The sequence below is a fragment of the Sphingobium salicis subsp. salicis genome (assembly GCF_049472635.1).
Classification (GTDB): domain Bacteria; phylum Pseudomonadota; class Alphaproteobacteria; order Sphingomonadales; family Sphingomonadaceae; genus Sphingobium; species Sphingobium yanoikuyae_A.
Map to the genome: position 1 here is coordinate 4,285,178 of NZ_JAYRCS010000001.1, position 24,003 is coordinate 4,309,180.

Annotated in this window: 18 protein-coding genes and 10 pseudogenes; 14 read left to right on the top strand and 14 right to left on the bottom strand. The window is 57.1% G+C overall.

Features of this window, described 5'->3' with window-relative positions; genetic code table 11:
- Nucleotides 1-25: 25 nt before the first annotated feature.
- From VHN57_RS20705 to VHN57_RS20715, 3 genes and pseudogenes are all read left to right on the top strand, one after another.
- Nucleotides 26-223: pseudogene (locus VHN57_RS20705) on the top strand (transcriptional regulator domain-containing protein); the annotation flags it as partial.
- A 34-nt stretch (nucleotides 224-257) separates the two neighbouring features.
- A complete protein-coding gene (locus VHN57_RS20710) occupies nucleotides 258-773 on the top strand; it encodes a hypothetical protein (protein ID WP_423285165.1) in 516 nt (171 codons plus the stop codon).
- Between the two features lie 311 nt (nucleotides 774-1,084).
- Entirely contained in the window at nucleotides 1,085-1,900 is an 816-nt protein-coding gene (locus VHN57_RS20715; RefSeq protein ID WP_423285167.1) for a helix-turn-helix domain-containing protein, read from the top strand.
- Between the two features lie 589 nt (nucleotides 1,901-2,489).
- Here VHN57_RS20715 and VHN57_RS20720 read toward each other — a convergent pair.
- Complete coding sequence (locus tag VHN57_RS20720; protein ID WP_423285169.1) at nucleotides 2,490-2,840, bottom strand: hypothetical protein; 351 nt, start codon at nucleotides 2,838-2,840, stop codon at nucleotides 2,490-2,492.
- Nucleotides 2,837-3,535 (bottom strand): nucleotide-binding protein, encoded by a 699-nt coding sequence (locus tag VHN57_RS20725; protein ID WP_423285171.1) that lies wholly within the window; start codon nucleotides 3,533-3,535, stop codon nucleotides 2,837-2,839. The genes VHN57_RS20720 and VHN57_RS20725 overlap by 4 nt, the downstream gene beginning before the upstream one ends.
- A gap of 214 nt (nucleotides 3,536-3,749) precedes the next feature.
- Here VHN57_RS20725 and gmd point away from each other — a divergent pair, with 214 nt between their 5' ends.
- The 3 genes from gmd to VHN57_RS20740 all read left to right on the top strand — a co-directional run bounded on the left by gmd (nucleotide 3,750) and on the right by VHN57_RS20740 (nucleotide 6,460).
- Nucleotides 3,750-4,787 (top strand): GDP-mannose 4,6-dehydratase, encoded by a 1,038-nt coding sequence (gene gmd, locus VHN57_RS20730; protein ID WP_423285173.1) that lies wholly within the window; start codon nucleotides 3,750-3,752, stop codon nucleotides 4,785-4,787.
- A complete protein-coding gene (locus VHN57_RS20735; protein WP_423285175.1) occupies nucleotides 4,787-5,635 on the top strand; it encodes a GDP-mannose 4,6-dehydratase in 849 nt (282 codons plus the stop codon). Before gmd ends, VHN57_RS20735 begins: the two co-directional genes overlap by 1 nt.
- A 165-nt stretch (nucleotides 5,636-5,800) precedes the next feature.
- Entirely contained in the window at nucleotides 5,801-6,460 is a 660-nt protein-coding gene (locus VHN57_RS20740) for an ABC transporter ATP-binding protein (protein WP_423285177.1), read from the top strand.
- A 138-nt stretch (nucleotides 6,461-6,598) separates the two neighbouring features.
- On the opposite strand, the pseudogene VHN57_RS20745 reads toward VHN57_RS20740, so the two are convergent.
- A pseudogene (locus VHN57_RS20745) lies at nucleotides 6,599-7,198 on the bottom strand (IS5 family transposase); the annotation flags it as partial.
- An 80-nt stretch (nucleotides 7,199-7,278) separates the two neighbouring features.
- Between VHN57_RS20745 and VHN57_RS20750 the strand changes: the two are divergent.
- Together VHN57_RS20750 and VHN57_RS20755 are read left to right on the top strand one after the other, a co-directional pair.
- A complete protein-coding gene (locus VHN57_RS20750; RefSeq protein ID WP_069336548.1) occupies nucleotides 7,279-8,367 on the top strand; it encodes an IS5 family transposase in 1,089 nt (362 codons plus the stop codon).
- A gap of 43 nt (nucleotides 8,368-8,410) precedes the next feature.
- Nucleotides 8,411-9,207 (top strand): annotated as a pseudogene (locus tag VHN57_RS20755) (IS630 family transposase); the annotation flags it as partial.
- A 12-nt stretch (nucleotides 9,208-9,219) separates the two neighbouring features.
- On the opposite strand, the pseudogene VHN57_RS20760 reads toward VHN57_RS20755, so the two are convergent.
- The 3 genes and pseudogenes from VHN57_RS20760 to VHN57_RS20770 form a co-directional block, all read right to left on the bottom strand.
- Nucleotides 9,220-9,384: pseudogene (locus VHN57_RS20760) on the bottom strand (IS3 family transposase); the annotation flags it as partial.
- Nucleotides 9,385-9,425: 41 nt separating this feature from the next.
- Complete coding sequence (locus tag VHN57_RS20765; RefSeq protein WP_423282641.1) at nucleotides 9,426-10,649, bottom strand: IS256 family transposase; 1,224 nt, start codon at nucleotides 10,647-10,649, stop codon at nucleotides 9,426-9,428.
- Nucleotides 10,541-11,674: pseudogene (locus tag VHN57_RS20770) on the bottom strand (IS3 family transposase). Before VHN57_RS20770 ends, VHN57_RS20765 begins: the two are co-directional and overlap by 109 nt.
- A 125-nt stretch (nucleotides 11,675-11,799) precedes the next feature.
- Between VHN57_RS20770 and VHN57_RS20775 the strand changes: the two are divergent.
- A pseudogene (locus VHN57_RS20775) lies at nucleotides 11,800-12,057 on the top strand (transposase); the annotation flags it as partial.
- 127 nt (nucleotides 12,058-12,184) lie between these two features.
- The gene (locus tag VHN57_RS20780) at nucleotides 12,185-12,664 is read left to right on the top strand and encodes a hypothetical protein (protein WP_423285179.1); all 480 of its coding nucleotides are present in this window, start codon (nucleotides 12,185-12,187) and stop codon (nucleotides 12,662-12,664) included.
- Between the two features lie 99 nt (nucleotides 12,665-12,763).
- Here VHN57_RS20780 and VHN57_RS20785 read toward each other — a convergent pair whose 3' ends face one another.
- Entirely contained in the window at nucleotides 12,764-13,852 is a 1,089-nt protein-coding gene (locus VHN57_RS20785; RefSeq protein ID WP_423286078.1) for an IS5 family transposase, read from the bottom strand.
- 169 nt (nucleotides 13,853-14,021) lie between these two features.
- On the opposite strand from VHN57_RS20785, the gene VHN57_RS20790 reads away from it, so the two are divergent.
- The gene (locus VHN57_RS20790) at nucleotides 14,022-14,585 is read left to right on the top strand and encodes a glycosyltransferase 61 family protein (protein ID WP_423285181.1); all 564 of its coding nucleotides are present in this window, start codon (nucleotides 14,022-14,024) and stop codon (nucleotides 14,583-14,585) included.
- A gap of 69 nt (nucleotides 14,586-14,654) precedes the next feature.
- On the opposite strand, the pseudogene VHN57_RS20795 reads toward VHN57_RS20790, so the two are convergent.
- The 4 genes and pseudogenes from VHN57_RS20795 to VHN57_RS20810 form a co-directional block, all read right to left on the bottom strand.
- A pseudogene (locus tag VHN57_RS20795) lies at nucleotides 14,655-14,864 on the bottom strand (transposase); the annotation flags it as partial.
- A pseudogene (locus VHN57_RS20800) lies at nucleotides 14,865-15,263 on the bottom strand (transposase); the annotation flags it as partial.
- A gap of 146 nt (nucleotides 15,264-15,409) precedes the next feature.
- Nucleotides 15,410-16,542, bottom strand: a protein-coding gene (locus tag VHN57_RS20805; protein WP_148564904.1) for an IS3 family transposase whose coding sequence is annotated in 2 segments (ribosomal slippage) — nucleotides 15,410-16,281 and nucleotides 16,281-16,542 — 1,134 coding nt in all. Because the reading frame shifts where the segments join, the coding sequence is not laid out codon by codon here.
- A gap of 100 nt (nucleotides 16,543-16,642) precedes the next feature.
- A pseudogene (locus tag VHN57_RS20810) lies at nucleotides 16,643-16,879 on the bottom strand (IS5/IS1182 family transposase); the annotation flags it as partial.
- Here VHN57_RS20810 and VHN57_RS20815 point away from each other — a divergent pair.
- Nucleotides 16,868-17,110, top strand: coding sequence for an integrase core domain-containing protein (locus VHN57_RS20815; protein ID WP_423286080.1), 243 nt, complete (start codon nucleotides 16,868-16,870; stop codon nucleotides 17,108-17,110). The pseudogene VHN57_RS20810 and the gene VHN57_RS20815 sit on opposite strands and share 12 nt — an antisense overlap.
- Before the next feature lie 253 nt (nucleotides 17,111-17,363).
- Here VHN57_RS20815 and VHN57_RS20820 read toward each other — a convergent pair whose 3' ends face one another.
- Entirely contained in the window at nucleotides 17,364-18,308 is a 945-nt protein-coding gene (locus VHN57_RS20820; RefSeq protein ID WP_423285183.1) for a glycosyl transferase family 90, read from the bottom strand.
- 31 nt (nucleotides 18,309-18,339) lie between these two features.
- Complete coding sequence (locus tag VHN57_RS20825) at nucleotides 18,340-19,287, bottom strand: UDP-glucuronic acid decarboxylase family protein (RefSeq protein ID WP_423285185.1); 948 nt, start codon at nucleotides 19,285-19,287, stop codon at nucleotides 18,340-18,342.
- A gap of 380 nt (nucleotides 19,288-19,667) precedes the next feature.
- On the opposite strand from VHN57_RS20825, the pseudogene VHN57_RS20830 reads away from it, so the two are divergent.
- Nucleotides 19,668-20,604: pseudogene (locus VHN57_RS20830) on the top strand (IS630 family transposase).
- Here VHN57_RS20830 and VHN57_RS20835 read toward each other — a convergent pair.
- Nucleotides 20,571-21,557, bottom strand: a complete 987-nt coding sequence (locus tag VHN57_RS20835; protein WP_423285187.1) for a right-handed parallel beta-helix repeat-containing protein — start codon at nucleotides 21,555-21,557, stop codon at nucleotides 20,571-20,573. The pseudogene VHN57_RS20830 and the gene VHN57_RS20835 overlap by 34 nt on opposite strands.
- A 262-nt stretch (nucleotides 21,558-21,819) precedes the next feature.
- Here VHN57_RS20835 and VHN57_RS20840 point away from each other — a divergent pair, with 262 nt between their 5' ends.
- Nucleotides 21,820-23,976 carry a glycosyltransferase gene (locus VHN57_RS20840; RefSeq protein WP_423285189.1) on the top strand — a complete coding sequence of 719 codons (2,157 nt, stop codon included), beginning with the start codon at nucleotides 21,820-21,822 and terminating at the stop codon, nucleotides 23,974-23,976.
- The last annotated feature ends 27 nt before the right edge of the window (nucleotides 23,977-24,003 follow it).

Consider the following 24,003-nt stretch of genomic DNA (forward strand, 5'->3'; position numbering starts at 1 on the left):
CGCCTCCGCCGCCCGCCGCCTGGCGATGATAGCCGGGCCGCTGGCTCGCCGTATCGAGGCACTGGTGCGTCGCGGGCGCGCCGGTCTAGCCTGGGAGGTGACGCGGCGCGACCCCGCCTATCGCGCCGACTGGGAGCGCGCGGTCGTCGCTGACAATCTACCATCCGGGCGAGACGACCGCCCGTTGGTCTCGCGCAAGGCTGCCCTGGCGCACCAATGGGGGTTGCACTTTCGCCGAAGATCCAGGGGAGGATTCTATGCAGGTGGTGCCGGTCTGGTCTGCCATCCTCGATCCGTGCGTCCTGCGCGCCCGGATCGCAACTGGGGAGGCCAATGCGTCCTGTCGCTTCGATGCGCCGGCCCGCCGGGCGCGCAGCATCCCGGGGACAGAAGGCGAGCATATCGCCTTCGACTGCCTGGGGGAGGTGGCGCGGATCGATCTTGTCGGGGAGAGGTTGCCCGCCGAACCAGTGCTGCTGAGCTTCGAAATCATCGCCGACGAGCGGCTTGGCTCGCAGTTGGCCGCGCTCCAGCGGATCTACTTCCATGCCGGGGCGGGCGGGCAGGCGAATCGGCTGCGGCGCCAGCATCTGTCGCTTCTCGCCGCAGATGCACGCGCCGCAGGGGCGAACCTGCGGGACGTCGCCGAGCTTGTCCTGGGGCCAGGCAGCTGGCCCGGAGATGGCGAGCACCGCAAGTCGCTGGTCCGCCGCCTCGTGGCGGCAGGCACCCTGCTATGCCAGAAGGGACCTGCCGCAATCCTGCAATCCTGACCCGACGGGAATGGTCGAAGGGTGTTGTCCATCTTCCGCTTCGATTGACGGGGGGTACATGTCTGCATCTGGTTCTGCGCTGGCGCATTGCCTTTCTGTCCTAAATCTCCTGCCCGGAGGGATGACGGGGCAGCGGAGGCTTCCGTGGAAGGTTCGAGGGGCGCATCGCGTAGGGGCCACGACCGCGCTCTAGGGCTCGCTGCCCTCGCCCCCGAGCCCCTTGCGGGTCTCGGCCTTCGGTGACGATCGCTTGCGGCAATGCGATAAGCGGCGCACTTAATGGCGCGCTTCAGGGCGCGCAAGCGGGCATCTTGCCCGGTGCAGGGCGCGCATCGCCCGCACAGGTCACGCGCAAAAGCCGTTCCGGCGCTCCGCATCCGACCGGCGCGCCGGTGCTGCGCGACAGTGTGGAAGCCGGCACGTTCGAACATATCTTCTTTGTCAGCCCGGCCAGAGGCGAAACCCACAGATTATTGCGCGCGGCCCAGCGTATCCTGGACGCAGGGCGTCAGCTGCGCCGTGAAGCGCGCTGCGACGGCCGCATCCTCACCACCGCTGAACAGCGCCTCACCACGCTCACCGCCGCCAGCGTGCGCGTGCTGGAGGAAATCCTCACCCTCGCCCGCCTCAACAAAGGCCGGGTCTTCCCCAGCTATGATTATCTGGCCGACGCGACCAGCCTGGGCCGCGCTACCGTGGCCCGTGCGCTGCGCATTCTGGAAAATATCGGCTTTTTGGTGCGCCAGCGGCGGTTCAAGCGAGTGGAGGGTGAAGGCCCCGGCCCCCGCTATGCCCAGACATCGAACGTCTATCGCGCCTTTTTGCCCGATATTGTCCAACGCTATCTGCCGCGCTGGATGCGCCCTGCCCCCCTGCCTGATGATCAGGTCCAGCGCGAAGCCGACCGGCAGGAAGATATGGCGGCGATGGGCGCGACCCTGTGTCCACACGAACGGCGGAAGGCGATGGAAAAGGGCCAGCTTGCCAAGATTTTGGCGCGGATCGAGGCTGCACTGGATGCCCGCGATGAAGACACTTCGCGTGAGTCTCAAAACCATCCGCAACCGCTTATGAATTCATTTATAAAGAAAAATCAGCAGAGTTGGCCTGGTCGGCCAACATCCTAGCCTCTCACGAGGCGATCACGATGCAAGGTAAAGCGTCATGGAAAAACCATCCAGAACCGCAAGGCCTGAAGCGCCGCTACGCGGCGCATATGCTCCCCAACGGGAGCAGGCGGCATGGGCAGAGCGGAATAATACCGCATCGATGGTCGACAGGCTGCGATCTGCAATGCCAGACATCAATATATCAAAGAACGCCTGAAGATATCGGATAGCTACTAGATATCTTTCTCTAATCTAGCGTGTATATAAACTTGAGCGAGACTTGGCTTGAAGCAAGCATTGCTGCCATGAACCCGATCGAAGATGCCGCCCGCGCTCTGCGCGGCATTCATGGTGACAAGCCTGACGATATGTCGGCAGGCTTGCGTGGCCGCACTAACGCTGATCGGGTAGCGCACACCATGCCGCTAAGGCTGAAGCAGGTCGGTCGATAGGAACAGAGTGCTCCAGTCGCCCGATATCCTCGCCATTCGGACCGATTGGCCTTCAATAAGGATCGGCGGCGAAAGTCTGATCATAACCTATTATGCCCGGACCAACCGATCACACCACTCAATATCTGGTAGCCACTAGATAGCTACCAGATATCCTATTGCTCACGTTGCCGATCTAGCGCCGCCAGAGCTTGCTCTAGCACAGCGCCCAAAGGCAATCCCATATCGTCGGCGATGCGATATAGTTCGGTGATGGTTTCTTCGGTCGCCTTGATATTGATCTGGCGGTTGCGCCCGGTCACATGGCGGCGCGGTTGCCGGGCAGGGGAGGGGGCAGCCGTTTCAACTGTCTCACTCCTTGTCTCACTCACTAAAGGCGCCGCCGCTTTCCGGCTCGGAAAGCCGCTGCTCTCCGCGATTTTCTCGATCGCCGCAGCCGGCACCGGCTTGGCGACATTGTCGGACCCGAAATCATCTAGATCACCGAAGGGATTGGCTCTGCTCATCCTGCCACCTCATCTGCCTTGACGGCGCTTTTCCTGCTGGCGCGCAGCGTTTCGATCACCTCGACCGCAAACTGCTCGGCATTGGCGATCGCCTTGTCCAGATTGGACACGTCCCTTGGGTCCAGCTCCTCCAACGTCTGGCGGAAGGAAAAAATGGCGCAAAATGCCTCGCGCTCATGCAATTGCGTCGTGAACATCGGCACGCCGGCGTCGACCAGCCCATCCTGAATATGCCCCATGGTCCGGGTACGGATGATCGGGCTGGTCCGCGACAGCAGCACGCCATAGGGGACCGCCCTGCCGGTCATTTTCTCATGCTGTTTCAGCACCCGTATCGCCCGGCTCGCCTGTTCCGCGTCTAGCTGCGATCCCTGCATGGGAATGACCACCAGATCGGCCTGGCTGACAGCCAGCAGCACGATTTTGGCGGCCGTCCCTTCGAGATCGACGATGACGAAGGGCGTCTTCGCCGCCGCTTCCTCTATCCGATCCAGAATATTATCCTCATCGACATCGGCGACGATCGACAGGTTGTCGGGCAACTGTGCATCCTTGCCCCAGGCGGCGATGGGATGATTGGGATCGGCGTCGATCACCGTCACCCTAGCGCCCCGCGCCAGTTGAGATGCAAGAAGCAGGGCGGCCGTGGTTTTCCCGACGCCGCCCTTGGGGCTGATGAAAGCGATGGTAGGCATGGGGTAGCAGTATAGCTAGCCCCTATCGTCAGGCAATCCGATAGCTATCTGGTATCTGGAAGATATCTTTCCATGTGATCGCTGCGTTGATGACGGGCTTTTCGGCATAGTTTGGCCGTTGAAGTGCAAAAACGGCTATATGCGCTTCGCGCTTGCCCTCTGGCCATTACGATTTATTAGCTCTACTAGACGGTCAATCCAGCAAGGGACGAATATGTCAAAAAACGCTATAGTTACCGGAATCAGCGGTCAGGATGGAGCCTATTTGGCGGAGAACCTCTTGAACCGGGGCTATACCGTATATGGGACCTATAGACGCACCAGTTCGGTCAATTTCTGGCGTATTGATGAACTTGGCATTGCGGATCACCCGAATTTGAAGCTGGTCGAATATGACTTGACGGACATGGGCTCGGCCATAAGGCTGATCGAAACGTCGCAAGCGACGGAAATCTATAATCTCGCCGCACAAAGTTTCGTCGGCGTTTCCTTCGACCAGCCGATCACTACGGGTCAGATCACGGGTCTTGGCGCGGCCTATCTTCTCGAAGCAATTCGGACGGTGAACAAGGATATCCGCTTCTATCAGGCATCTACGTCGGAAATGTTTGGCAAAGTGCAGGCTATTCCACAGGCTGAAGATACGCCTTTCTATCCGCGGAGCCCTTACGGCGTGGCAAAGCTCTATGCCCATTGGTTGACTGTCAACTATAGGGAAAGTTTTGATATTTTTGCGACCAGCGGCATCTTGTTTAACCATGAATCGCCGCTGCGTGGACGAGAGTTCGTAACGCGCAAGATTACCGATACCGTAGCCAAGATTGCACATGGCAAGGCCGATATTCTTGAACTTGGCAATCTCGATGCAAAGCGCGACTGGGGCTATGCCAAGGATTATGTCGAAGGCATGCGCCTAATGCTTCAGCATGACGTACCCGACACCTATGTGCTTGCAACCAACCGTACCGAAACGGTTCGTCATTTCGTTGAACTCGCCTTTGCCCAGATCGGAGTTATGCTTGAATGGGCAGGCAAGGAAGAAAATGAAATCGGTGTTGATCCCAAAAGCGGTCAGACGCGGGTGCGCATCAATCCGGCTTTCTACCGACCTGCCGAAGTCGACTTGCTGATCGGCAATCCGGGCAAGGCGGAACGGGACCTGGGATGGAAGCCGGTTGTGGAACTGGAGGAACTGGCGCGTCTCATGGTAGAAGCTGATATGCGCCGCAACGCTGCGGGGTGGTCCTTCTGATGCGGGTGGCGTTGACTGGGGCGACCGGATTTACCGGTCGCTTTGTTGCCGCTGCGCTGAAGAGGGCTGGGGCTACGCCGGTCGCGCTGACCGCGGACCTGTGTGATAAGGAGGCTGTTGATAAAGCGGTAGGTGAAGCCGAGTTTGACCGGGTGATCCACCTGGCCGCGCGTGCCTTTGTTCATGCCGCTGATTGGCAATCCTTTTACATTACCAATCAGTTGGGAACCTTTAATCTTCTCGATGCCATTGCACGTAAGAAGGAAGGTGCGCGCTGCATCATCGCTTCGAGCGCTCAGATATATGGGCCTCATGCGGAAGGACTGATTACCGAAACCGCGGCGGCCAATCCGGCAAATCATTATGCAGTCAGCAAATATGCCATGGAACTGGGATCCAGTCTGTGGGCGGACAGGCTGGACATCGTCATCACGCGCCCCTTCAACTATACCGGGGTAGGTCAGGAAGCCAAATATCTGGTTCCCAAGATCGTGGATCATTTTCAACGCCGTGCGCCAGTTATCGAATTGGGAAACACTTGGGTTAAACGTGATTTTGGGGATGTGCGTTCGGTTGCCGATGCTTATGCCGGGTTGGTGATGGCGCCAACCGTGCCTGTTGTGGTGAATATTGCGACTGGCAGCGTATCTTCGATTGGTAACATGATCGAAAAGTTGACGGCGTTGAGTGGTCACGAGATCAAGGTTGAGGTTAATCCGGCCTTTGTTCGCAAGGGCGATGTGGAGATTCTGGGCGGCGACGCAACTCTGCTGCGCAACACCCTGCCTGATTGGCAGCCGCACTTGATCGACGAAACGCTTGCATGGCTGTATGAAGCGGCGGCATGATGAAGATATTGCAAAAATGATCCGATCATTGGCAATCCAATAGGCTTGTCGAAATCATAATGGACAATCAGGGGCCATGAATATCTGTTCTGGGGTAAATGGCATTACAGCAGTCGGATGGGTTTTTATCTATTTCTATGATCGATGCAATTTCATGGTTGGACAATGATAACATTCAGAAATGTTTCAAAAACATATCATATTCGTAAGTTCCAGAAGAATGTCTTCAGTGATCTGAATTTCGACATTCCCACTGGCACAAGCTTGGGGATATGCGGCGCGAATGGCGCTGGCAAATCGACTCTCATGCGTCTCATTTCCGGGGTGGAATCACCAACGTCCGGGAGAATAGAACGTAGCGTCACCTGCTCTTGGCCGATTGGATATGCAAGTTGTTTTCAATCAAGCCTGACAGGGGCTGACAATGCGCGTTTTATCGCAAGAATATACGACAAGGATATCGGTGAACTTCTCGCCTATGTCGAAGAATTTGCTCAACTAGGCGCATATTTCTATCAGCCAATCTACAGCTATTCTGCGGGTATGTTAGCGCGACTGGCGTTTGGAGTATCCTTGGCGATAGAATTTGACTGCTATTTGGTGGATGAAGTTACAGCTGCTGGTGATGATCGGTTCAGGCAACGCTGCGAAGAAGCATTACATTATCGCCGTGAAACAGGAACGTTGCTGATGATCAGCCACGATCCGGGGACTTTACGTGCCTATTGTGAGCGCGGCGCAGTTTTGCATCAGGGACAATTGCTATTCTATGATAGCATTGATGAGGCGATTGACGTCCATATGCATAATCAGGCTGCGCATTAGAAAGGCTTCTAATCGACGGCCTGCTGATTGGAAATACCATGGCGGCAGCAATGGGCTTCTCTGCGGGATAATGTCTCCTTGCTCGGGCATGAGCGTTCAGCGCAGTACAGGCCACTCTTTAAGAGCCTGTCTTGAATCTCATGCGTAACGAGCGATGCGCCTGATGAGGACGACGGCAGCAGCGGCATATAGGAGTGCAGTTGCGGATTTGATGGTTCGCTCGAAGTCCTTTGCCAAGCGTCGATTTCGATTGAGCCATGCGAAGGTTCGTTCGACCACCCATCGTCTGGGATGGACGACGAACCCGGTCTGGTCGGCGAATTTCCGAACGATCTCTATCGTGACGGATGTGGCTTCCCGGACGCGATCGCTGTTGTAGGCGCTGTCGGCATAGGCATGCTCGACCAAGGGGTGCCGCTGGCGTGACTGCCGGAGCAAAGGCACTGCGCCGTCTCGGTCCTGCACGTCAGCGCCATGAACCAGCAGTTCGAGCGCACGACCGTCGGTATCGACCATGGCGTGGCGCTTGCGGCCCATGATCTTTTTCCCTGCGTCATAGCCGCGCGGACCACCCGCTTCAGTGGTCTTGACGCTCTGGCTGTCGATGGCCGCCGCTGACGGCATCGGTTCTCGGCCCGTTCGGACACGGTCGATCTGGACAAGATGGTGATTGAGACTTTCGAATGTCCCATCGTCACGCAGAGTGCAGAACCAGCGGTAGACCGTGCGCCATGGCGGAAAGCTGGACACCTCGAAAAACCCGTGGCGCCTGAGGGCCTGAAGTGATTCACTGCCTTTGCGCGATAGCGGAGGCGATGATGGCAGGGCAGCCGGGTTTCTTCGATCTTTCGGACCGATATGAGGCATTGAGCGCTGCGGGCGATCCGCTGGAGCGTCTGGCGGCCGTCGTGGACTTCGAGGTTTTCCGAGGACCGCTGGTAGCCGCGCTGCGCCGTAATCCTCGCGGCAAGGGTGGCCGCCCGCCGTTCGACCCGGTCCTCATGTTCAAGATCCTCGTGCTGCAGGCGCTCTACTCGCTTTCTGACGAAGCGACCGAGTTTCAGATCAAGGACCGCCTCTCGTTCCAGCGCTTTCTGGGGCTAGGCCTGGATGGCACGGTGCCCGATGCGACGACAGTGTGGCTGTTCCGGGAGCGTCTGGTGAAGGCCAGGGCCATCGACAGGCTCTTTGCCCGCTTCGATGCCGCCCTCACGGACCGGGGCTACCTCGCCATGGGCGGGCAGATCATCGATGCCACCGTTGTACCCGCCCCGAAGCAGCGGAACACCGAGGAGGAGAAGGCTGCCATCAAGGAGGGCCGGATACCCGAGCGCTGGCAGAATAACCCTGCGAAGATCCGGCAAAAGGATCGCGATGCCCGCTGGAGCGTGAAGTACACCAAGGCCAAGGTGAAGGAAGGCGCGGACCCCAAGGCCTTTAAGCCGGTCGACCTGGCCATCCCGATGTTCGGCTACAAGAACCATATCGGCATCGACCGGGCGCATGGCCTGATCCGCACCTGGGATGCCAGCGCTGCCAATGCCCACGACGGCGCGCGATTGCCGACGCTGATCAGCCGGGGCAACACGGCTTCGGGCGTATGGGCTGATACGGCCTACCGCTCGAAGAAGAACGAGGCCTTCCTCGCTAAAGGCATGTTCACCAGCCACATCCACCAGCGCAAGCCGCACCGCCGAGCGATGCCTGAGCGTATTGCACGCGCCAATGCCAAGCGGTCCGCGGTCCGCTCCGCCGTCGAGCACGTCTTTGCCGGGCAAAAGCACCGCATGGGTCTGGTGGTGCGCACCATCGGCATTGCTCGTGCCCGTATCAAGATCGGCATGACCAACCTTGCCTATAACTTCCAGCGCCTGGCCTGGCTCGAGGGGCGAATTGCGCCCGCGTGACGCCAAAGACGGCCTGTGAAGGCGCCGCACCGACGAAAATCAGCAGATCAGACCCCGAAACCAAGGCTCATACTTCCCTCTTGAGCCTTCAAGCCGCCATCATGCCGAAATCAGACGGTTCTTCGAGGTGTCCATCTCGCTCGAAGAGCTGCGCATTGCCTTGTCCGAAGCGGGCCTGACGGTGTCGGTCGCTGGGCTGCACCGCTTCTTCGCGCGGCGGGGCATGACGCGCAAAAAAAGACTGGGCATGCCATCGAGCAAGACCGCCCCGACGTCCTGAGGCAGCGCCACGACTGGTTCGAGAACCAGGTCGATCTGGAGCCGGAACGCCTGGTGTTTATCGACGAGACGTGGACCGCCACCAACATGACCCGCAGCCACGGGCGTTGTGCCAGAGGCGAGCGGTTGCGGATGGGATACCCGCATGGCCATCGCAAGACCACCACGCTGGTCGCGGGCCTCCGCATGAGCGGCATGGTCGCGCCGATGGTGCTGGACGGTCCAATCAACGGTGACTGGTTCGAAGCCTATGTCGCGCAGGTTCTCGTACCGGAGTTGCGGCCTGGCGACGTCGTCATCATGGACAATTTGTCGAGCCATAAGCGCCCTGCTGTCCGCGACCGGATCGAGGCGGCAGGGGCAACGCTGCGCTTCCTGCCACCCTATAGCCCCGACTTCAACCCGATCGAGAAGGCCTTTGCCCGCCTCAAGGCCATGCTCCGAAAAGCAGGCGAGCGCACCGTCAGCGGCCTGTGGGGCCTTATCGGCAGGCTCGTCGACATCTTCCAGCCCGCCGAATGTGCCAACTACTTCAGCTCGTGCGGATATGATCCAGACTGATCGAAAACCGCTCTAGAGCCGGGCGGCTTTGTTGCGCATGAGCGCGGGTTGAGCAATGGCCTGCGCAGCGGAGCCCGTAGGGCGTAGCGAAGCAGGCCATTGCTTATTCAGTTCAGCGGCGAAGGCCGCTGGGGTGTCGTATCCAAGGGATGAGTGCGGCCTCTCCTGGTTGTAATCGGGACTATCAGGAATTTCGTGTGCGGCGAGGCGGTTGACCATCAGGCCGTCATGGCCCTGATGAAACGTTCGCCGAAGAGCACGGCAAATTGCGCCTTCGCCATGTTCCATTCGCGCGGTGGCATTTTCCACTCTTTTTCCGATCGGTTCAAGATCAGATAGAGCAGCTTGGTGGCGGCCTCATCACTGGGGAAATGGCCCCGGGCACGAACAGCGCGGCGAAGCTTGGAGTTCAAGGCTTCTATCGAATTTGTGGTGTAGACGATCCGCCTGACCTCATCAGGAAAGGCGAAAAATGGGATGACCTCGGGCCATGCTCGGCGCCAACTCTGGCCGATGGCGGGATAGCGCTGCCCCCAGAAGCTTGCTTCGAAGGCTGTCAGCGCTTCCTCGGCGGCCACTGCATCAACGGCACGGTAGATGGCTTTCAGAGCCATTCCGAGCGCCTTGCGATCCTTCCACGCGACGAAATCCATCGAGTTTCGCAGCAAGTGTACGATGCATGTCTGGACCATCGCTTCGGGGAAGACCGCATTGATGGCGTCGGGAAAGCCCTTGAGGCCATCGACGACGGCCAGCATGATGTCCTCGACGCCGCGGTTGCGCAGTTCATTCATGACGCGCAGCCAGAATTTGGCGCCTTCATTCTGTTCCAGCCATAGCCCCAAGATTACCTTGGTGCCGTCGGCCATGACGCCCAGGGCGATGTGGATAGCTTTATTGCGGACCATGCCCTCATCGCGGATCTTGACCCGGATCGCATCGAAGAAGACCAGCGGATAGGCCGGGTCCAGCGGGCGTTGCTGCCAGGCCGCGACTTCCTCCAGCACAGCGTCGGTGATCGTGCTGATCAGATCGGGCGAAGCATCAATGCCATATAGTTCGCGCAGATGACCCGTGATCTCCCGGGTGCTCATGCCGCGCGCATACATCGAGATGATCTTGTCGTCGAAGCCGGGGAAGCGCCGCTGGTATTTGGCGATCAGCTGCGGATCGAAACTGCCGGCTCGATCGCGCGGCACCTCGATCTCGATCCGCCCGCTGTCGGTCGTCACCGTCTTGCGACCATAGCCATTGCGGTTGTTGCCGACCTGGTCATTGTGCCCGAGATGATGATCCATCTCCGCGTTGAGGGCCCGTTCGGCAAAAGCCTTCTTCAGGGAATCGAGCAAGCCGCCCTGGCTGAGCGCCGCCGCCGCGTCAGTGCCGGCCAGCAACTGATCGAGAATGTCGTTCGGTATCGAGGGTTCTTTCCGTCGTGACATATTGGGTCTCCTTGTTGCCCATTATGCCTCGCCGCACACGAAATTCCTGATAGTCCCTTGTAATCCTCTGCCCAAGCGGCGATCACCACCCGGGCATGGTCGAGGCTCAGGAACAGGGTCTCGTTCAGCAGCTCGTCGCGCATCCGACCGTTAAAGCTCTCGACGTAACCATTCTGCATCGGTTTGCCCGGGGCGATATAGTGCCACTCCACCCCGACCGCCCTGCACCAGGCGAGGACAGCGTTCGAGGTCAGCCCGGTGCCGTTGTCGCTGACAATCATCCCAGGCCTACCGCGCTCGGCGATCAGCTCGGTGAGCTCACGCACCACCCGACGCCCTGAGATCGACGTGTCCGGCACCGCGCGCAGGCACTCGCGGGTTATATCGTCGACGATGTTGAGCACTCGGAACCGCCGTCCTGTAGCTGATCATGGACGAAGTCCAGGCTCCATCGCTGGTTTGATAGCGCAAGCACCGGAGCCGGTGCTCGCGCGCCAATTGCACGGCGCCGGTTGCGCCTGCGTCGGACCGCCAGCTTCTCCTCGCTATAGAGCCGCTGTGTCTTCTTCCGGTTGATCACCACGCCCTCACGCCGCAGCAGAATGTGCAGCCGACGATAGCCAAACCGACGGCGCTGCTGCGCAAGCTCACGCGACTTCAACCGAAGGTCAGCATCATCTTCTCGCTGTGACCGGTAGCGCATGCTCTTCCGGCCAGCGCTGATAACACGGCACGCCCGCCGCTCGCTTGGCAGAGGGCGTTACCAATTTTTTGCGGAAGATCCTCAGCCCGGCATTATCCAGCATCGCCTCGGCAAGCAATCGCTTCAGCTTGGCGTTCTCGTCCTCCAGCAACCGTAATCGCTTGGCCTCCGAAACCTCCAGACCGCCATACTTGGCTTTCCAGTTGTAGATCGTCGCTTCCGATACCCCGTGGCGACGAGCCAGGTCGGCAGTCTTCGCGCCAGCCTCCTGTTCCTTCAGCACGCCGATGACCTGCTGTTCTGTGAACCTTGCTCGCTTCATTTGTCCGTCCTTCCATCAGGCCAGACTCTAATCAAGCTTGGAGGAAAATCCGGGGGGCACGTCACCCTCTGTCGGATACAGACGAGATATGAGGGACCAAATCCAGTAATATTCCAGCGTGGCTGCCATTAGGCGCAGCGCGTGTCGATGATCGCCGCGTGCTGAACAGCATCTTCTGGGCGCTGCGAGGCGCGCCGTGGCGCGACCTGCCCGAACGCTACGGGCCACGTACCGCCTGATACAATCGCTTCGTGCGATGGCGGAACGCAGGTGTCTGGGATAGGATGATAGATGCCATCACTGCTGCCCACGACAGCGACATCCAGATGATCGACAGCATCACGGTTCGCGGCCATGTCTCGGTAGTGAGCGGAAAAGGAGGGCTTGTGCGCAGAGAAGCGTTCTCATGGCCGTATCGGACATTGCAGTTCGAATATCCCTTCCTTAAGCAGCTTACTGCAAGCTAGGCTCGCTCTATGAAGGTTCTTTTGCAATAATGGAAATTCAACTGTGACAGGATTTGCACACATCGCTATTCATGACCTCGCGGCTTCACAAGCGATGTCATCAATGACCGGCTTTGGCGCGCAAGGTTTTCGTGAATGGCGTGCTGCTGAAAAAGCCCCCCCCCCTTCTTCATTGCAAACGATAACTGACAATCCGGATATGGTATCCTGGTTCTCTCATGTTAACTCTATAGAGAAAACAATTGATAAAATCGGATGCTATGAAATTCGCGACGTAAAAATGCGTAATCACGGCCTCCTTTTTCATGGTGACCAATATATAAGAGAATCATCCCATATTGCTGATGTCGCATATGATTATGCCATGAACAGTTTAAATTCGTCATCTCTTAATAAAATTAATTCTGAAAAAACCGGTATTTCCATTATTGGGCCGGGGTATCGTGTATATGGTCACTGGCTTGTAGATTTCATTCCGCGGATCAAGATGGACACCTCGAAGAACCGTCTGATTTCGGCATGATGGCGGCTTGAAGGCTCAAGAGGGAAGTATGAGCCTTGGTTTCGGGGTCTGATCTGCTGATTTTCGTCGGTGCGGCGCCTTCACAGGCCGTCTTTGGCGTCACGCGGGCGCAATTCGCCCCTCGAGCCAGGCCAGGCGCTGGAAGTTATAGGCAAGGTTGGTCATGCCGATCTTGATACGGGCACGAGCAATGCCGATGGTGCGCACCACCAGACCCATGCGGTGCTTTTGCCCGGCAAAGACGTGCTCGACGGCGGAGCGGACCGCGGACCGCTTGGCATTGGCGCGTGCAATACGCTCAGGCATCGCTCGGCGGTGCGGCTTGCGCTGGTGGATGTGGCTGGTGAACATGCCTTTAGCGAGGAAGGCCTCGTTCTTCTTCGAGCGGTAGGCCGTATCAGCCCATACGCCCGAAGCCGTGTTGCCCCGGCTGATCAGCGTCGGCAATCGCGCGCCGTCGTGGGCATTGGCAGCGCTGGCATCCCAGGTGCGGATCAGGCCATGCGCCCGGTCGATGCCGATATGGTTCTTGTAGCCGAACATCGGGATGGCCAGGTCGACCGGCTTAAAGGCCTTGGGGTCCGCGCCTTCCTTCACCTTGGCCTTGGTGTACTTCACGCTCCAGCGGGCATCGCGATCCTTTTGCCGGATCTTCGCAGGGTTATTCTGCCAGCGCTCGGGTATCCGGCCCTCCTTGATGGCAGCCTTCTCCTCCTCGGTGTTCCGCTGCTTCGGGGCGGGTACAACGGTGGCATCGATGATCTGCCCGCCCATGGCGAGGTAGCCCCGGTCCGTGAGGGCGGCATCGAAGCGGGCAAAGAGCCTGTCGATGGCCCTGGCCTTCACCAGACGCTCCCGGAACAGCCACACTGTCGTCGCATCGGGCACCGTGCCATCCAGGCCTAGCCCCAGAAAGCGCTGGAACGAGAGGCGGTCCTTGATCTGAAACTCGGTCGCTTCGTCAGAAAGCGAGTAGAGCGCCTGCAGCACGAGGATCTTGAACATGAGGACCGGGTCGAACGGCGGGCGGCCACCCTTGCCGCGAGGATTACGGCGCAGCGCGGCTACCAGCGGTTCTCGGAAAACCTCGAAGTCCACGACGGCCGCCAGACGCTCCAGCGGATCGCCCGCAGCGCTCAATGCCTCATATCGGTCCGAAAGATCGAAGAAACCCGGCTGCCCTGCCATCATCGCCTCCGCTATCGCGCAAAGGCAGTGAATCACTTCAGGCCCTCAGGCGCCACGGGTTTTTCGAGGTGTCCAGATTGCACAGGAAATCTATGGGAAAAATCTTGAAGGGGCATTTATTCCTCTCCCTATAGACACGCCAAGTTGGGCTCTGACTTTAATTGAGACCATGACAGGATTAAGAAAAGAAAATATTCTATATTATGATATTAATAATGATATTATTGTATTCAGTAAAATAGTGGTTCCGAGCTATATTCATGGAAGTTATCACTTCCATCCTGCTATGAAAGAATTTTATCCTATATCTGATTCTCTAGCTCCAAATAGGAAAATTTGTATATCACGTGAGAATTTTGAGGGAAATACCGATGGAGTTCTTAAAAAGCTAATTGATAGAGTTTATTTTGAGACTTATGCGGTATCCAGAGGATATGAATTAATAAAGCCTGAATTACTTAGATTTTCAGAACAGATTGAAATTTTCAAAGGCGCAAAAAAAATAGTTGGAGAGTATGGATCTGCCCTTCACAATTCTTTATTTTCATCTAATTCTACTGTAGTTGGAATGATAAGATGTCCAAATGACGTTCAACTCAGAATCAGTGCACTTCAACGTCATTCGACTGTCCTACTGCTGCCGGAAAAAGAATGGATCGCCGACACAGGGGCACAAGCTTACAGCCTTTCCCATGAAAGTATCGAAAAGTTCTTTGATGCGATGGATCTTTGATCAACCGCATCGAGGTGACACTGAATTATTCCCGCCTCCATAAAGGCTGAAAGACTGTCTTGAATCCCATGCGTAACGAGCGATGCGCCTGATGAGGACGACGGCAGCAGCGGCATATAGAAGTGCAGTTGCGGATTTGATGGTTCGCTCGAAGTCTTTTGCCAAGTGTTAATTTCGATTGAGCCATGCGAAGGTTCGTTCGACCACCCATCATCTGGGATGGAAGACGAACCCGGTCTGGTCAGCGAATTTCCGAACGATCTCTATTGTGATGGATGTGTAGCCGAACATCGGGATGGCCAGATCGACCGGCTTGAAGGCCTTGGGGTCCGCGCCTTCCTTGACCTTGGTGTACTTGACGCTCCAGCGGGCATCGCGGTCCTTCTGCCGGATCTTCGCAGGGCCATTCTTCCAGCGCTCGGGTATCCGGCCCTTCTTGATGGCCGCCTTCTCTTCCTCGGTATTGCGCTGCTTGGGTGCCGGCACCACGGTAGCGTCGATGATCTGCCCGCCCATGGCAAGGTATCCACGGTCCGTGAGCGCGGCATCAAAGCGGGCAAAGAGCGTATCGATCGCCTTCGCCGTCACCAGACGCTCCCGGAACAGCCGCACTGTCGTTGCATCGGGCACCGTGCCGTCGAGCCCGAAACCCAGAAAACGCTGGAGGGAGAGGTGATCCTAGAAGTGGCTCGGTTTGTCTGAACAGCCTTTGACGTTTGATAAGTGGATCGTCTGCGGTTTGGTTGTTCAAGCTGCTGCCTGCGGGGCGTCATGGAGGTCGGGCGTAGCCCGGCCGGAGTGACGCCCCGCAAGTCGCGGCCAATTCACGCTGCCACGGCCTGTGGCAGATTGTCAAAGTAGGTTTGATCGGGCGTACGTCCGCCGAGGCTCGAGTGAGGTCTCCGGGCGTTGTAGAAGCCCAGGTATCGGCCGATCGAACTGCGCGCTTCGCTGACGCATGCGTAGGCGTGCAGGTAGACTTCCTCGTACTTCACTGAGCGCCACAGCCGCTCGACCACGACATTGTCGCGCCAGGCGCCGCGGCCGTCCATGCTGATGGCAATCTTTTCTCGCATCAGCACACTGGTGAAGGCCTGGCTCGTGAATTGGCTGCCTTGGTCCGTATTGAAAATCTCCGGTTTGCCATAGCGCGCCAGGGCTTCCTCGAGCGCTTCCACGCAAAAGTCGGCCTCCAGCGTGATCGAGATCCGGTGGCTGAGAACCTTGCGGCTGAACCAGTCGACGATGGCGACGAGATAGACGAACCCCTTGGCCATGGGGATGTAGCTGATGTCTGTCGCCCAAACCTGATTGGGCCTCACGATCGGAAGCTTGCGCAGGAGATAGGGGTAGATCTTGTGTCCTGGTGCCGGCTTGGAAGTGCTGGGACGGCGATAGACCGCCTCGATCGCCATCTTCTTCATCAGGCTCGCGACATGGCAGCGGCCGATCGTGATGCCCTCCTGACGAAGAAAGTCGCGCATCATCCGGCTTCCTGCGAACGGGAACTCCAGATGCAACGCGTCGATGCGACGCATGATTGCGAGGTCTTCGGATGAAACCGGCCGCGGCAGATAATAGACACTGCCCCGGCTGATCCCCAGTTCCTTCGCCTGCCGCTTCACCGGCAAGGTGTGCGTTCGATCGATCATCGCTTTGCGCTCGGCAACAGACCTGCCTTGCCGAGCGCGCCTTCCAAAAAATCATTGGCCAGCGTCAGTTCGCCGATCTTGGCGTGAAGCGTCTTCACGTCGACGGCCGGTTCGTCCGACGCCTTCTCCGAGCCGAACACGCCCGCCGCCCCTTCGAGCAACTGCGTGCGCCACGTCGTGATCTGGTTGGGATGCAGATCATAGTCGTGCGCCAGCTCTGCCAGCGTCTTCTCGCCCTTGATCGCGGCAAGCGCCACCTTCGCCTTAAATGCCGGGCTGTGGTTGCGCCGGGGTCGTCTGCTCATTCTCTGCTCCTGTCTCGCAGCCTTCCTGGCTGCTCCGAGGCAGAAAATCCAATTATCTCAGTGTGCAGATTCTCCAGGCCACCTCTCCTTGATCGGGAACGGTCGCTTCGTCCGAAAGCGAGTACAGCGCCTGCCGCACGAGGATCTTGAACATGAGGACCGGATCGAAGGGCAGACGGCCGCCCTTGCTGCGAGGACTACGGCCCAGCGCCGCTACCAGCGGTCTCCGGAAAACCTTGAAGTCCACGACTGCCGCCAGACGCTCCAGCGGATCGCCCGCCGCGCTCAACGCCTCATATCGGTCCGAAAGATCGAAGAAACCCGGCTGCCCTGCCATCATCACCTCCGCTATCGCACAAAGGCAGTGAATCACTTCAGGCCGTCAGGCGCCACGAGTTTTTCGAGGTGTCCAGTCTACCTGCACGCCTACGCCTCGGTCAGCGAAGCGCGCAGTTCGATCGGCCAATATCTGGGCTTCTACAACGCCCGGAGACCTCACTCGAGCCTCGGTGGGCGTACGCCTGATCAAACCTACTTTGACAATCTGCCACAGGCCGTGGCAGCGTGAATTCGCCGCGACTTGCGGGGCGTCATGGAGGTCGGGCGTAGCCCGGCCGGAGTGACGCCCCGCAGGCGACAGCTTGAACAACCAACCCGCAAACGATCCACTTATCAAACTTGAAAGGCTGTTCAGACAAACCGAGCCACTTCTAATTCTCGATAATCTGAATTATCTAATCATTGTTATAATGGTAACTGATTAATGATTATTATCAAATATATCAGATTAAAAATCTGAAAGTGATTTTCAATGCGTCATATTACGACGTGAATATATTAGATGCCGCTATTCTCATTTCATCAGAAAAACGCATTGTTTGTGCGAATTCCATTCCTTGTCTAGAAATTTCTTCGCATTCCGCCTCGTGCGACAGGCACCATTCAACAATTTCGCCAATATTTGACAGGTCTCTGGCAAGCGGCACATAATGGACCCATGGCGACAGTCTCGGCCAAAACCATTGTTGCCATTCGCTTTCAACGCGCAGGACGCAGCACCCAAGCCGCAATTTCATGATGAAATTCCAGCTGTTCGAATTTCCATCGATGTCGAGAATGTAGCGATATTGCGCCATGTCATGCATGGGTATGAAAGGTTTGAACAGATTTTCTCTGGTTAGGCGTTCGTGGATCAGGGCTTCCTGCTCACTATCCAGCGCCTGGACCACGGCGTTGAGACCTACATCGGCAATATCGCCTAGGCCGGAGACGCCGACGCAAAGCTGATAGCGGGGCAGTTGGTCAATGTCCTCAAGGCGCTGATAGAAGAGGCCCGTCGTCGATCCGCGCCATATGATCTTGTTTTGCCGCATGTTCCATGGCGTGGTGCCAATGAAAGCATCTTCATATCCCTGACTGGTGAAATAATAGAGATCTGGAACCAATATGATTTGGTCCCAGGATCTCCGGGTTTCCCATGATACGCTTGGAATATTCACAGGTACATCTTCTGCCTGAAACACAAAATCAACAGGCCTGTCATGCACCTTCACCTGATTGGGAAGGGCATGATGAAGGTGCCGCAGATAATCGATGGTCGAAAGAACACGATCATGCGGAAGGCCGCCGGATATGTCGGTCACAGCAAAATTCAATGTCTTTGCCGCCAGCGTGCCGGAAACAGCTATCGTCAGATATGGATTGCAATGTGGACCAGTAATCTCCTGCAATTGCGTAAGCTGTAAAATCGAGACGCCGTCGAGCATTGAAATTCCTATAAGATTCTTGAAGCGTTCGTCAGGATACGAATTTCTTGAAATAGTCGATCGTCTTGGCGAGGCCTTCTTCCAATGGAACTACAGGGGTCCACCCCAACGCGCTTTTCGCCAGGCCAATGTCCGGGCAGCGCTGGGTCGGATCGTCCTGCGGTAGAGGTTTGAATGTCAGTTCGGAAGTGGAACCTGTCATGGCTATAATGCGCTCGGCCAGTTCCTTAACGCTGATTTCGTATGGATTGCCCAGATTGACGGGACCCGCCACAGCATCGTCGCTATCCATCAGGCGACGGAAGCCTTCGATGAGATCAGACACGAAGCAAAAGGAACGGGTTTGGCTACCATCGCCATAAAGCGTGATCGGATCGCCTCGCAACGCCTGCATGATGAAGTTGGAGACAACTCTTCCGTCCTGCGGATGCATTTTGGGGCCGTAGGTGTTGAAGATGCGGGCAATCTTGATCTTCACGTCGTGCTGGCGATGATAATCCAGGAACAATGTTTCGGCCACGCGCTTGCCTTCATCGTAACAGGCGCGCGGACCCAATGTATTGACGTTGCCGCAATAATCTTCCTTTTGGGGATGGACCTGTGGTTCACCATAGATTTCGCTGGTACTTGCCTGGAAAATCTTCGCCTTCACCCGCTTCGCCAAGCCCAGCATGTTGATCGCGCCCATGACGCTGGTCTTCGTCGTCTGGACAGGATCGAACTGATAATGAATCGGCGATGCGGGGCATGCGAGATTGTAGATATCGTCTACTTCCACATAGAGTGGGAACGTGACGTCATGACGAATAGCTTCAAACCTTGGATGACTGATAAGGTGATCGATATTTTGCTTTCGGCTTGTGAAGTAATTGTCGACGCATAACACGTCATGACCTTCTTCAATGAGCCGTGTACAAAGATGTGATCCGAGAAATCCGGCTCCACCAGTAACTAATACTCTCTTTTTCGAATAGGCCATGTGAAACCGTTCCTGGTTTTTCAATGTTAGATAATTTTTTTATTTAGTTTGTCATCAAAAAGAAACAACTATATTTTTGATCACGCTCTGGAAATCCATTTTGGAGATAATGCTTCGCTACAGACCTTCCATGCCGAAATTTGGGGGGGGTGACAACCATCCTGATCCAACGGTTACGGTTCTATCCTGAAATTGAGGATGCAATAATGGGCAGAGGAGGTTTCCCTTGAAGGCGGTTGCGCCATGAAGGCGCGTGATGCGGGAGATATGTTGGCCCTGATTCCGTTAGAGCGGTTTCCACACGAACTGAATCGGCAGGGGTTCCCTTCGCTGCGCTGATGTGATTCACGCTGTCTGCTGGTGACAGGAGGCCAGCATGGATGGCACGAACGCTTTCACAGGACCTGCGGGACAGGGTCATTGCTGCGATTGATGCGGGTTTGAGTTGTCGGGCTGCGGCTGACCGGTTTGGTGTCAGCGCATCGAGCGCGATCCGCTGGCGGCAACGCGCGCTGGAACTGTTGCCAAGCCACGTGGCGGAGACCGGCATTCGGACAGGATTGAGGCGCATGGCGGTTTCATCCGTGAACTGCTTGCCGAACAGGGCGACATTACCCTTGTCGAAGTTCAGGCTCGATTGATCGAGCGGGGCGCCCCGGTCGGGATCGGCACGCTGCATCGCTTTTTCGTGCGCCACGGCATCACGCGGAAAAAAAGACCGGGCACGCAATCGAGCAAGACCGTCCCGACGTCCTGAAACAGCGTCACCACTGGTTCGACGGTCAGCTCGATCTGGAACCAGAACGCCTGGTCTTCATCGACGAGACTTGGACGGCGACCAACATGACCCGCAGCTATGGCCGCTGCGCCAAAGGCGAGCGTCTGCGGATGGGCTTCCCGCACGGCCATCGCAAGACGACCACGCTGGTGGCCGGCCTGCGCATGACCGGTATGATCGCGCCGATGGTGCTCGACGGCCCGATCAACGGCGACTGGTTCGAAGCCTACGTAGCTCAAGTGCTTGTGCCGGAACTGCGACCGGGCGACATCGTCATCATGGACAACCTGTCGAGCCACAAGCGCGCGTCGGTCCAAGTGCTCATCGAGGCCGCAGGTGCAACCCTGCGCTTCCTTCCACCTTACAGCCCGGACTTCAACCCAATCGAGAAGGCGTTCTCCCGGCTGAAGGCAATGCTGCGCAAAGCAGGCGAGCGAACCGTCAGCGGGCTTTGGGGCCTGATAGGAAAGCTCGTCGATATCTTCCAGCCCGACGAATGCGCCAATTACTTCAAATCGTGCGGATATGAACCGGAATGAGTGGAAACCGCTCTAATACGATGCGGGCCGCACATCGAGGGGGAGGTACCCGAACTGAGATTGAGGTCATTATTTTCGATCGTCATCAGCCCTGTCAGCTCGTCGACATTCAGGGCAAGCATGACCCCGCGGATCGTGTTGCCGGACACTGTTCCGCCAAAGGTGGGTGTATCATACCAGGGCGCGGCTCCGATCATGATACCAAAACCGCATCGCTGCTGCGGGCCGCAATTGATGTAATTGCCTGTCACGCGGGTGACTATGAAATCGCCACTGGTTGCTTTGGGCCATGCGTGCAGCATCAGTTCGGCAAAGGAGCCGCCTCCGGCGCTGCCGCTATGGTAGAACCGGTTGTTCGTCACAATACAATCGGCGCAGCCTCCGAGAATGAGCTGGACATCGCCATTGCCTCTGAACCGATTGTCCGTCACCTGGAACCGCGTGCCTGAATGGATCGTAAGCCCGTCCGCCCAATGCAACTGTATATTATGCGTGCCGTTACTGCTGAACAGATTGCGCCTGATGACGACATCCTCGCCTCGGCCATATTCGATCGCGGTATAGCAGGCCATGTCGCGGAACACTGACCGCGTGATCATGTTTTTGCTGCCGTTGATCCTCAGGCCACCGGCCATTGGCTTATCCTTGTCCGACGTGCAGCGCTGTGCGGATAGGGCAGGGTGGCTCAGTCTGGTTCCTGTAAAGACCATGCCGTCAATCTGGACTCCGCTGCTGTCTATGTCGAACGGCATCACGGCCCCTGTTTTTGATCCGGGGACAATGGCGAGGTGGAAGGATGCGCAGCGGCTTTCGTCGGCAAAACATGGTGGCGCCGCAGCGTTCTTCCCTGCGTCCGCAATATCAATGGGTGCAATATACGGACTGGGGTGGCGATCAGATAGCGTCCCGGCGGGATGGCGATCGTTCCGCCTCTGGGCGTTGCGTTGACGCATGCCTGCAATGCGGGACCGGCATCGCGCCCCGAACCAGCCAGCGCGAATACCGCCGCACAGCCATTTCTACGCGGAGGTTCGGCCGCCCTGCAGGGCGTGACCTGCGCAATCAGCAATATGGCTAGTAAAAGCAAAGCGCGTGGGATAGTCGCCAGAATGACACCTTGATCGGCAACATCCCTACGCTTGCGGGCCGACCGGCACTGGCCCAAAAGGGGTTTGGCCACAGACATTACCTTTGGGGTTCTCTATGGAGCATGGCATGCTTTCTAAAATACTGAGTAATAATCAGAAAGTGAACTATCGCCGCAAGGGTAATCAATGTCGGGACGCGCAGGACTGGCCGGGGGCGGTTAGTGCCTATACGCAGCATCTCGAAGCGAATGGCGCCGATCAGCCGATCTGGGTTCAACTAGGCCACGCCTGGAAAGAGCAGGGGCAGTTGGAGGAGGCGTCGAAAGCCTATCAGATGGCTGTCGATCTGGATGTCGATGATCAGGACGCCAATATCCATTTGGCGGACCTGCTGCGTCGTCTTGGCCGTTTCGAGGAGGCACTTGCTGCCTATCAGCGGGTCAATAATATCGCCCCCAATGTGGAGGCGATCAGGAACATCCGTCTCCTGCGGCAGGATAGCAAGGCGACGGCTGCCGAAGAAATGGGCGGCGGCACGGTATTCTTCGCGATCCAGGATTTGTTTGGCTATCTCAAAGCGCATGTCACCATGTCCGGCATTCAGCGTGTCCAGGCCGGGATTGCGCTGCACGCTATCAAGGACGAGGCAGTCAATGTCCGCTTCATCGTCGGCAATGCCGTCGAACAGGCTTTGCCCGCTGGCGAATTCTGGATGGTCGACAACAGCGAGGTCCTGCGGATCATCGAATATGCGTCGGGCAAGCATGTCGATCACCATACGCTGCAAACCATGGTTGTGGCATGCGAAGACGCGGCGGTCCGCGTGCGGCCGTCGCAAGGCAGCACCATCCTCCTCCTGGGTGCTTTCTGGGGCCTGGGCAACAGCGTCAGAGATTTCATTCGATCCAAGCGCAACGGGGTGCGGATCGGCGCCTATGTGTATGATATCATCCCCGTCACCCACCCCGAATTCTGCGATGAAGCGCTGGTCACCGATTTCTCGATGGCGATCTGCGAACTATGCGCCGTTGCAGACTTCATATTGACCATCTCGGACGCGTCGCGGGTGGCTCTGGGCGAATTCATCGCCCGAAATGGCGGCCGTCAGATCCCGATGATGACCGTGCCGCTGGCGCACCATCTGACACGTTCGGCCGATGAGGCTGTCGAGTGGCCGGAGCAGTTGCGGCGGATCAAAGGGAAACGCTATGCCGTCTATGTCTCGACGATCGAAGCCCGCAAGAACCATCTGTATGTGGTCAATGTCTGGCGGCGTTTGATAGCCGAGGGGGTTGACGTGCCTGACCTTGTCTTTGTGGGTCGGCATGGCTGGAAGATCAGCGGGCTGATGGATGTTCTGAAGGCAACTAACAACCTCGACGGGCGCCTTCACATCGCGCATAATCTTTCGGATAGCGAACTGAACGCGGTCTACGCCAATTGCGACTTTTCCGTCTTCACCAGTTTCGTCGAAGGATGGGGGCTGCCGGTGGGCGAAAGCCTGCTCAATGGCCGTCCATGCATTGCATCGGATACATCCTCCATTCCTGAAGTCGGCGGCGATCTGGTTGATTATGTCGACCCCTTCAACATCACGCAGGGCATAGATGTGTTTCGTCGCATGATAACCGATGGAAATTATCGGAATGCGCGGACGAAGATGATTCAGGATCAGTTCGTTCCCACAACCTGGAATGATGTGGGCAAGGATTTCCTGGAAAAGATCAAAATCTACCAGGATATCGACATCGTGCCTTTTCAGGCCAATCTCGATGAAGGCCAGATGCTGTCCTTCAAGGTTTCGCCGGGAAGCATTGTAAACACAGCGAAATATTTTCATACCCCCAGGCGGATACTGGTCGAATCCACATTCCTGTATGGATCTGAAGATCATGGCATGTGGTTAAGGGGGCCAAAGCCCTTCTTCAGCATACCGACCAACATGTCGCCTGGCTCTTCGGTTCTGGTCTATCTTCAGGTGTCGGTGGCGCCAGGCGCTAATGATTGCATGCTGACGATATTCGATGATGTTTCGGGCGACGAAATGAAATCGGTCAGGATGCATAATGTGAGCCTTGGTCAGGTCATCAGGCTTATGGCTACCATCGGAGATGACGGAGCGATCCATCTGAGGTTTAATGTCGATGGATCCTACCCGAAATATGAAGATGACAAGCGTGACTTCGTCGTTGGCATCGGTGCCATCGGCTATACCAAACCCGACAATCTGCTGGCGCGTCAGGAACTGTACGAAGCTATGAGCCTAGTGGATCTGACATCCTGACATGTTGTCGGCCTGATCGGGCAATGC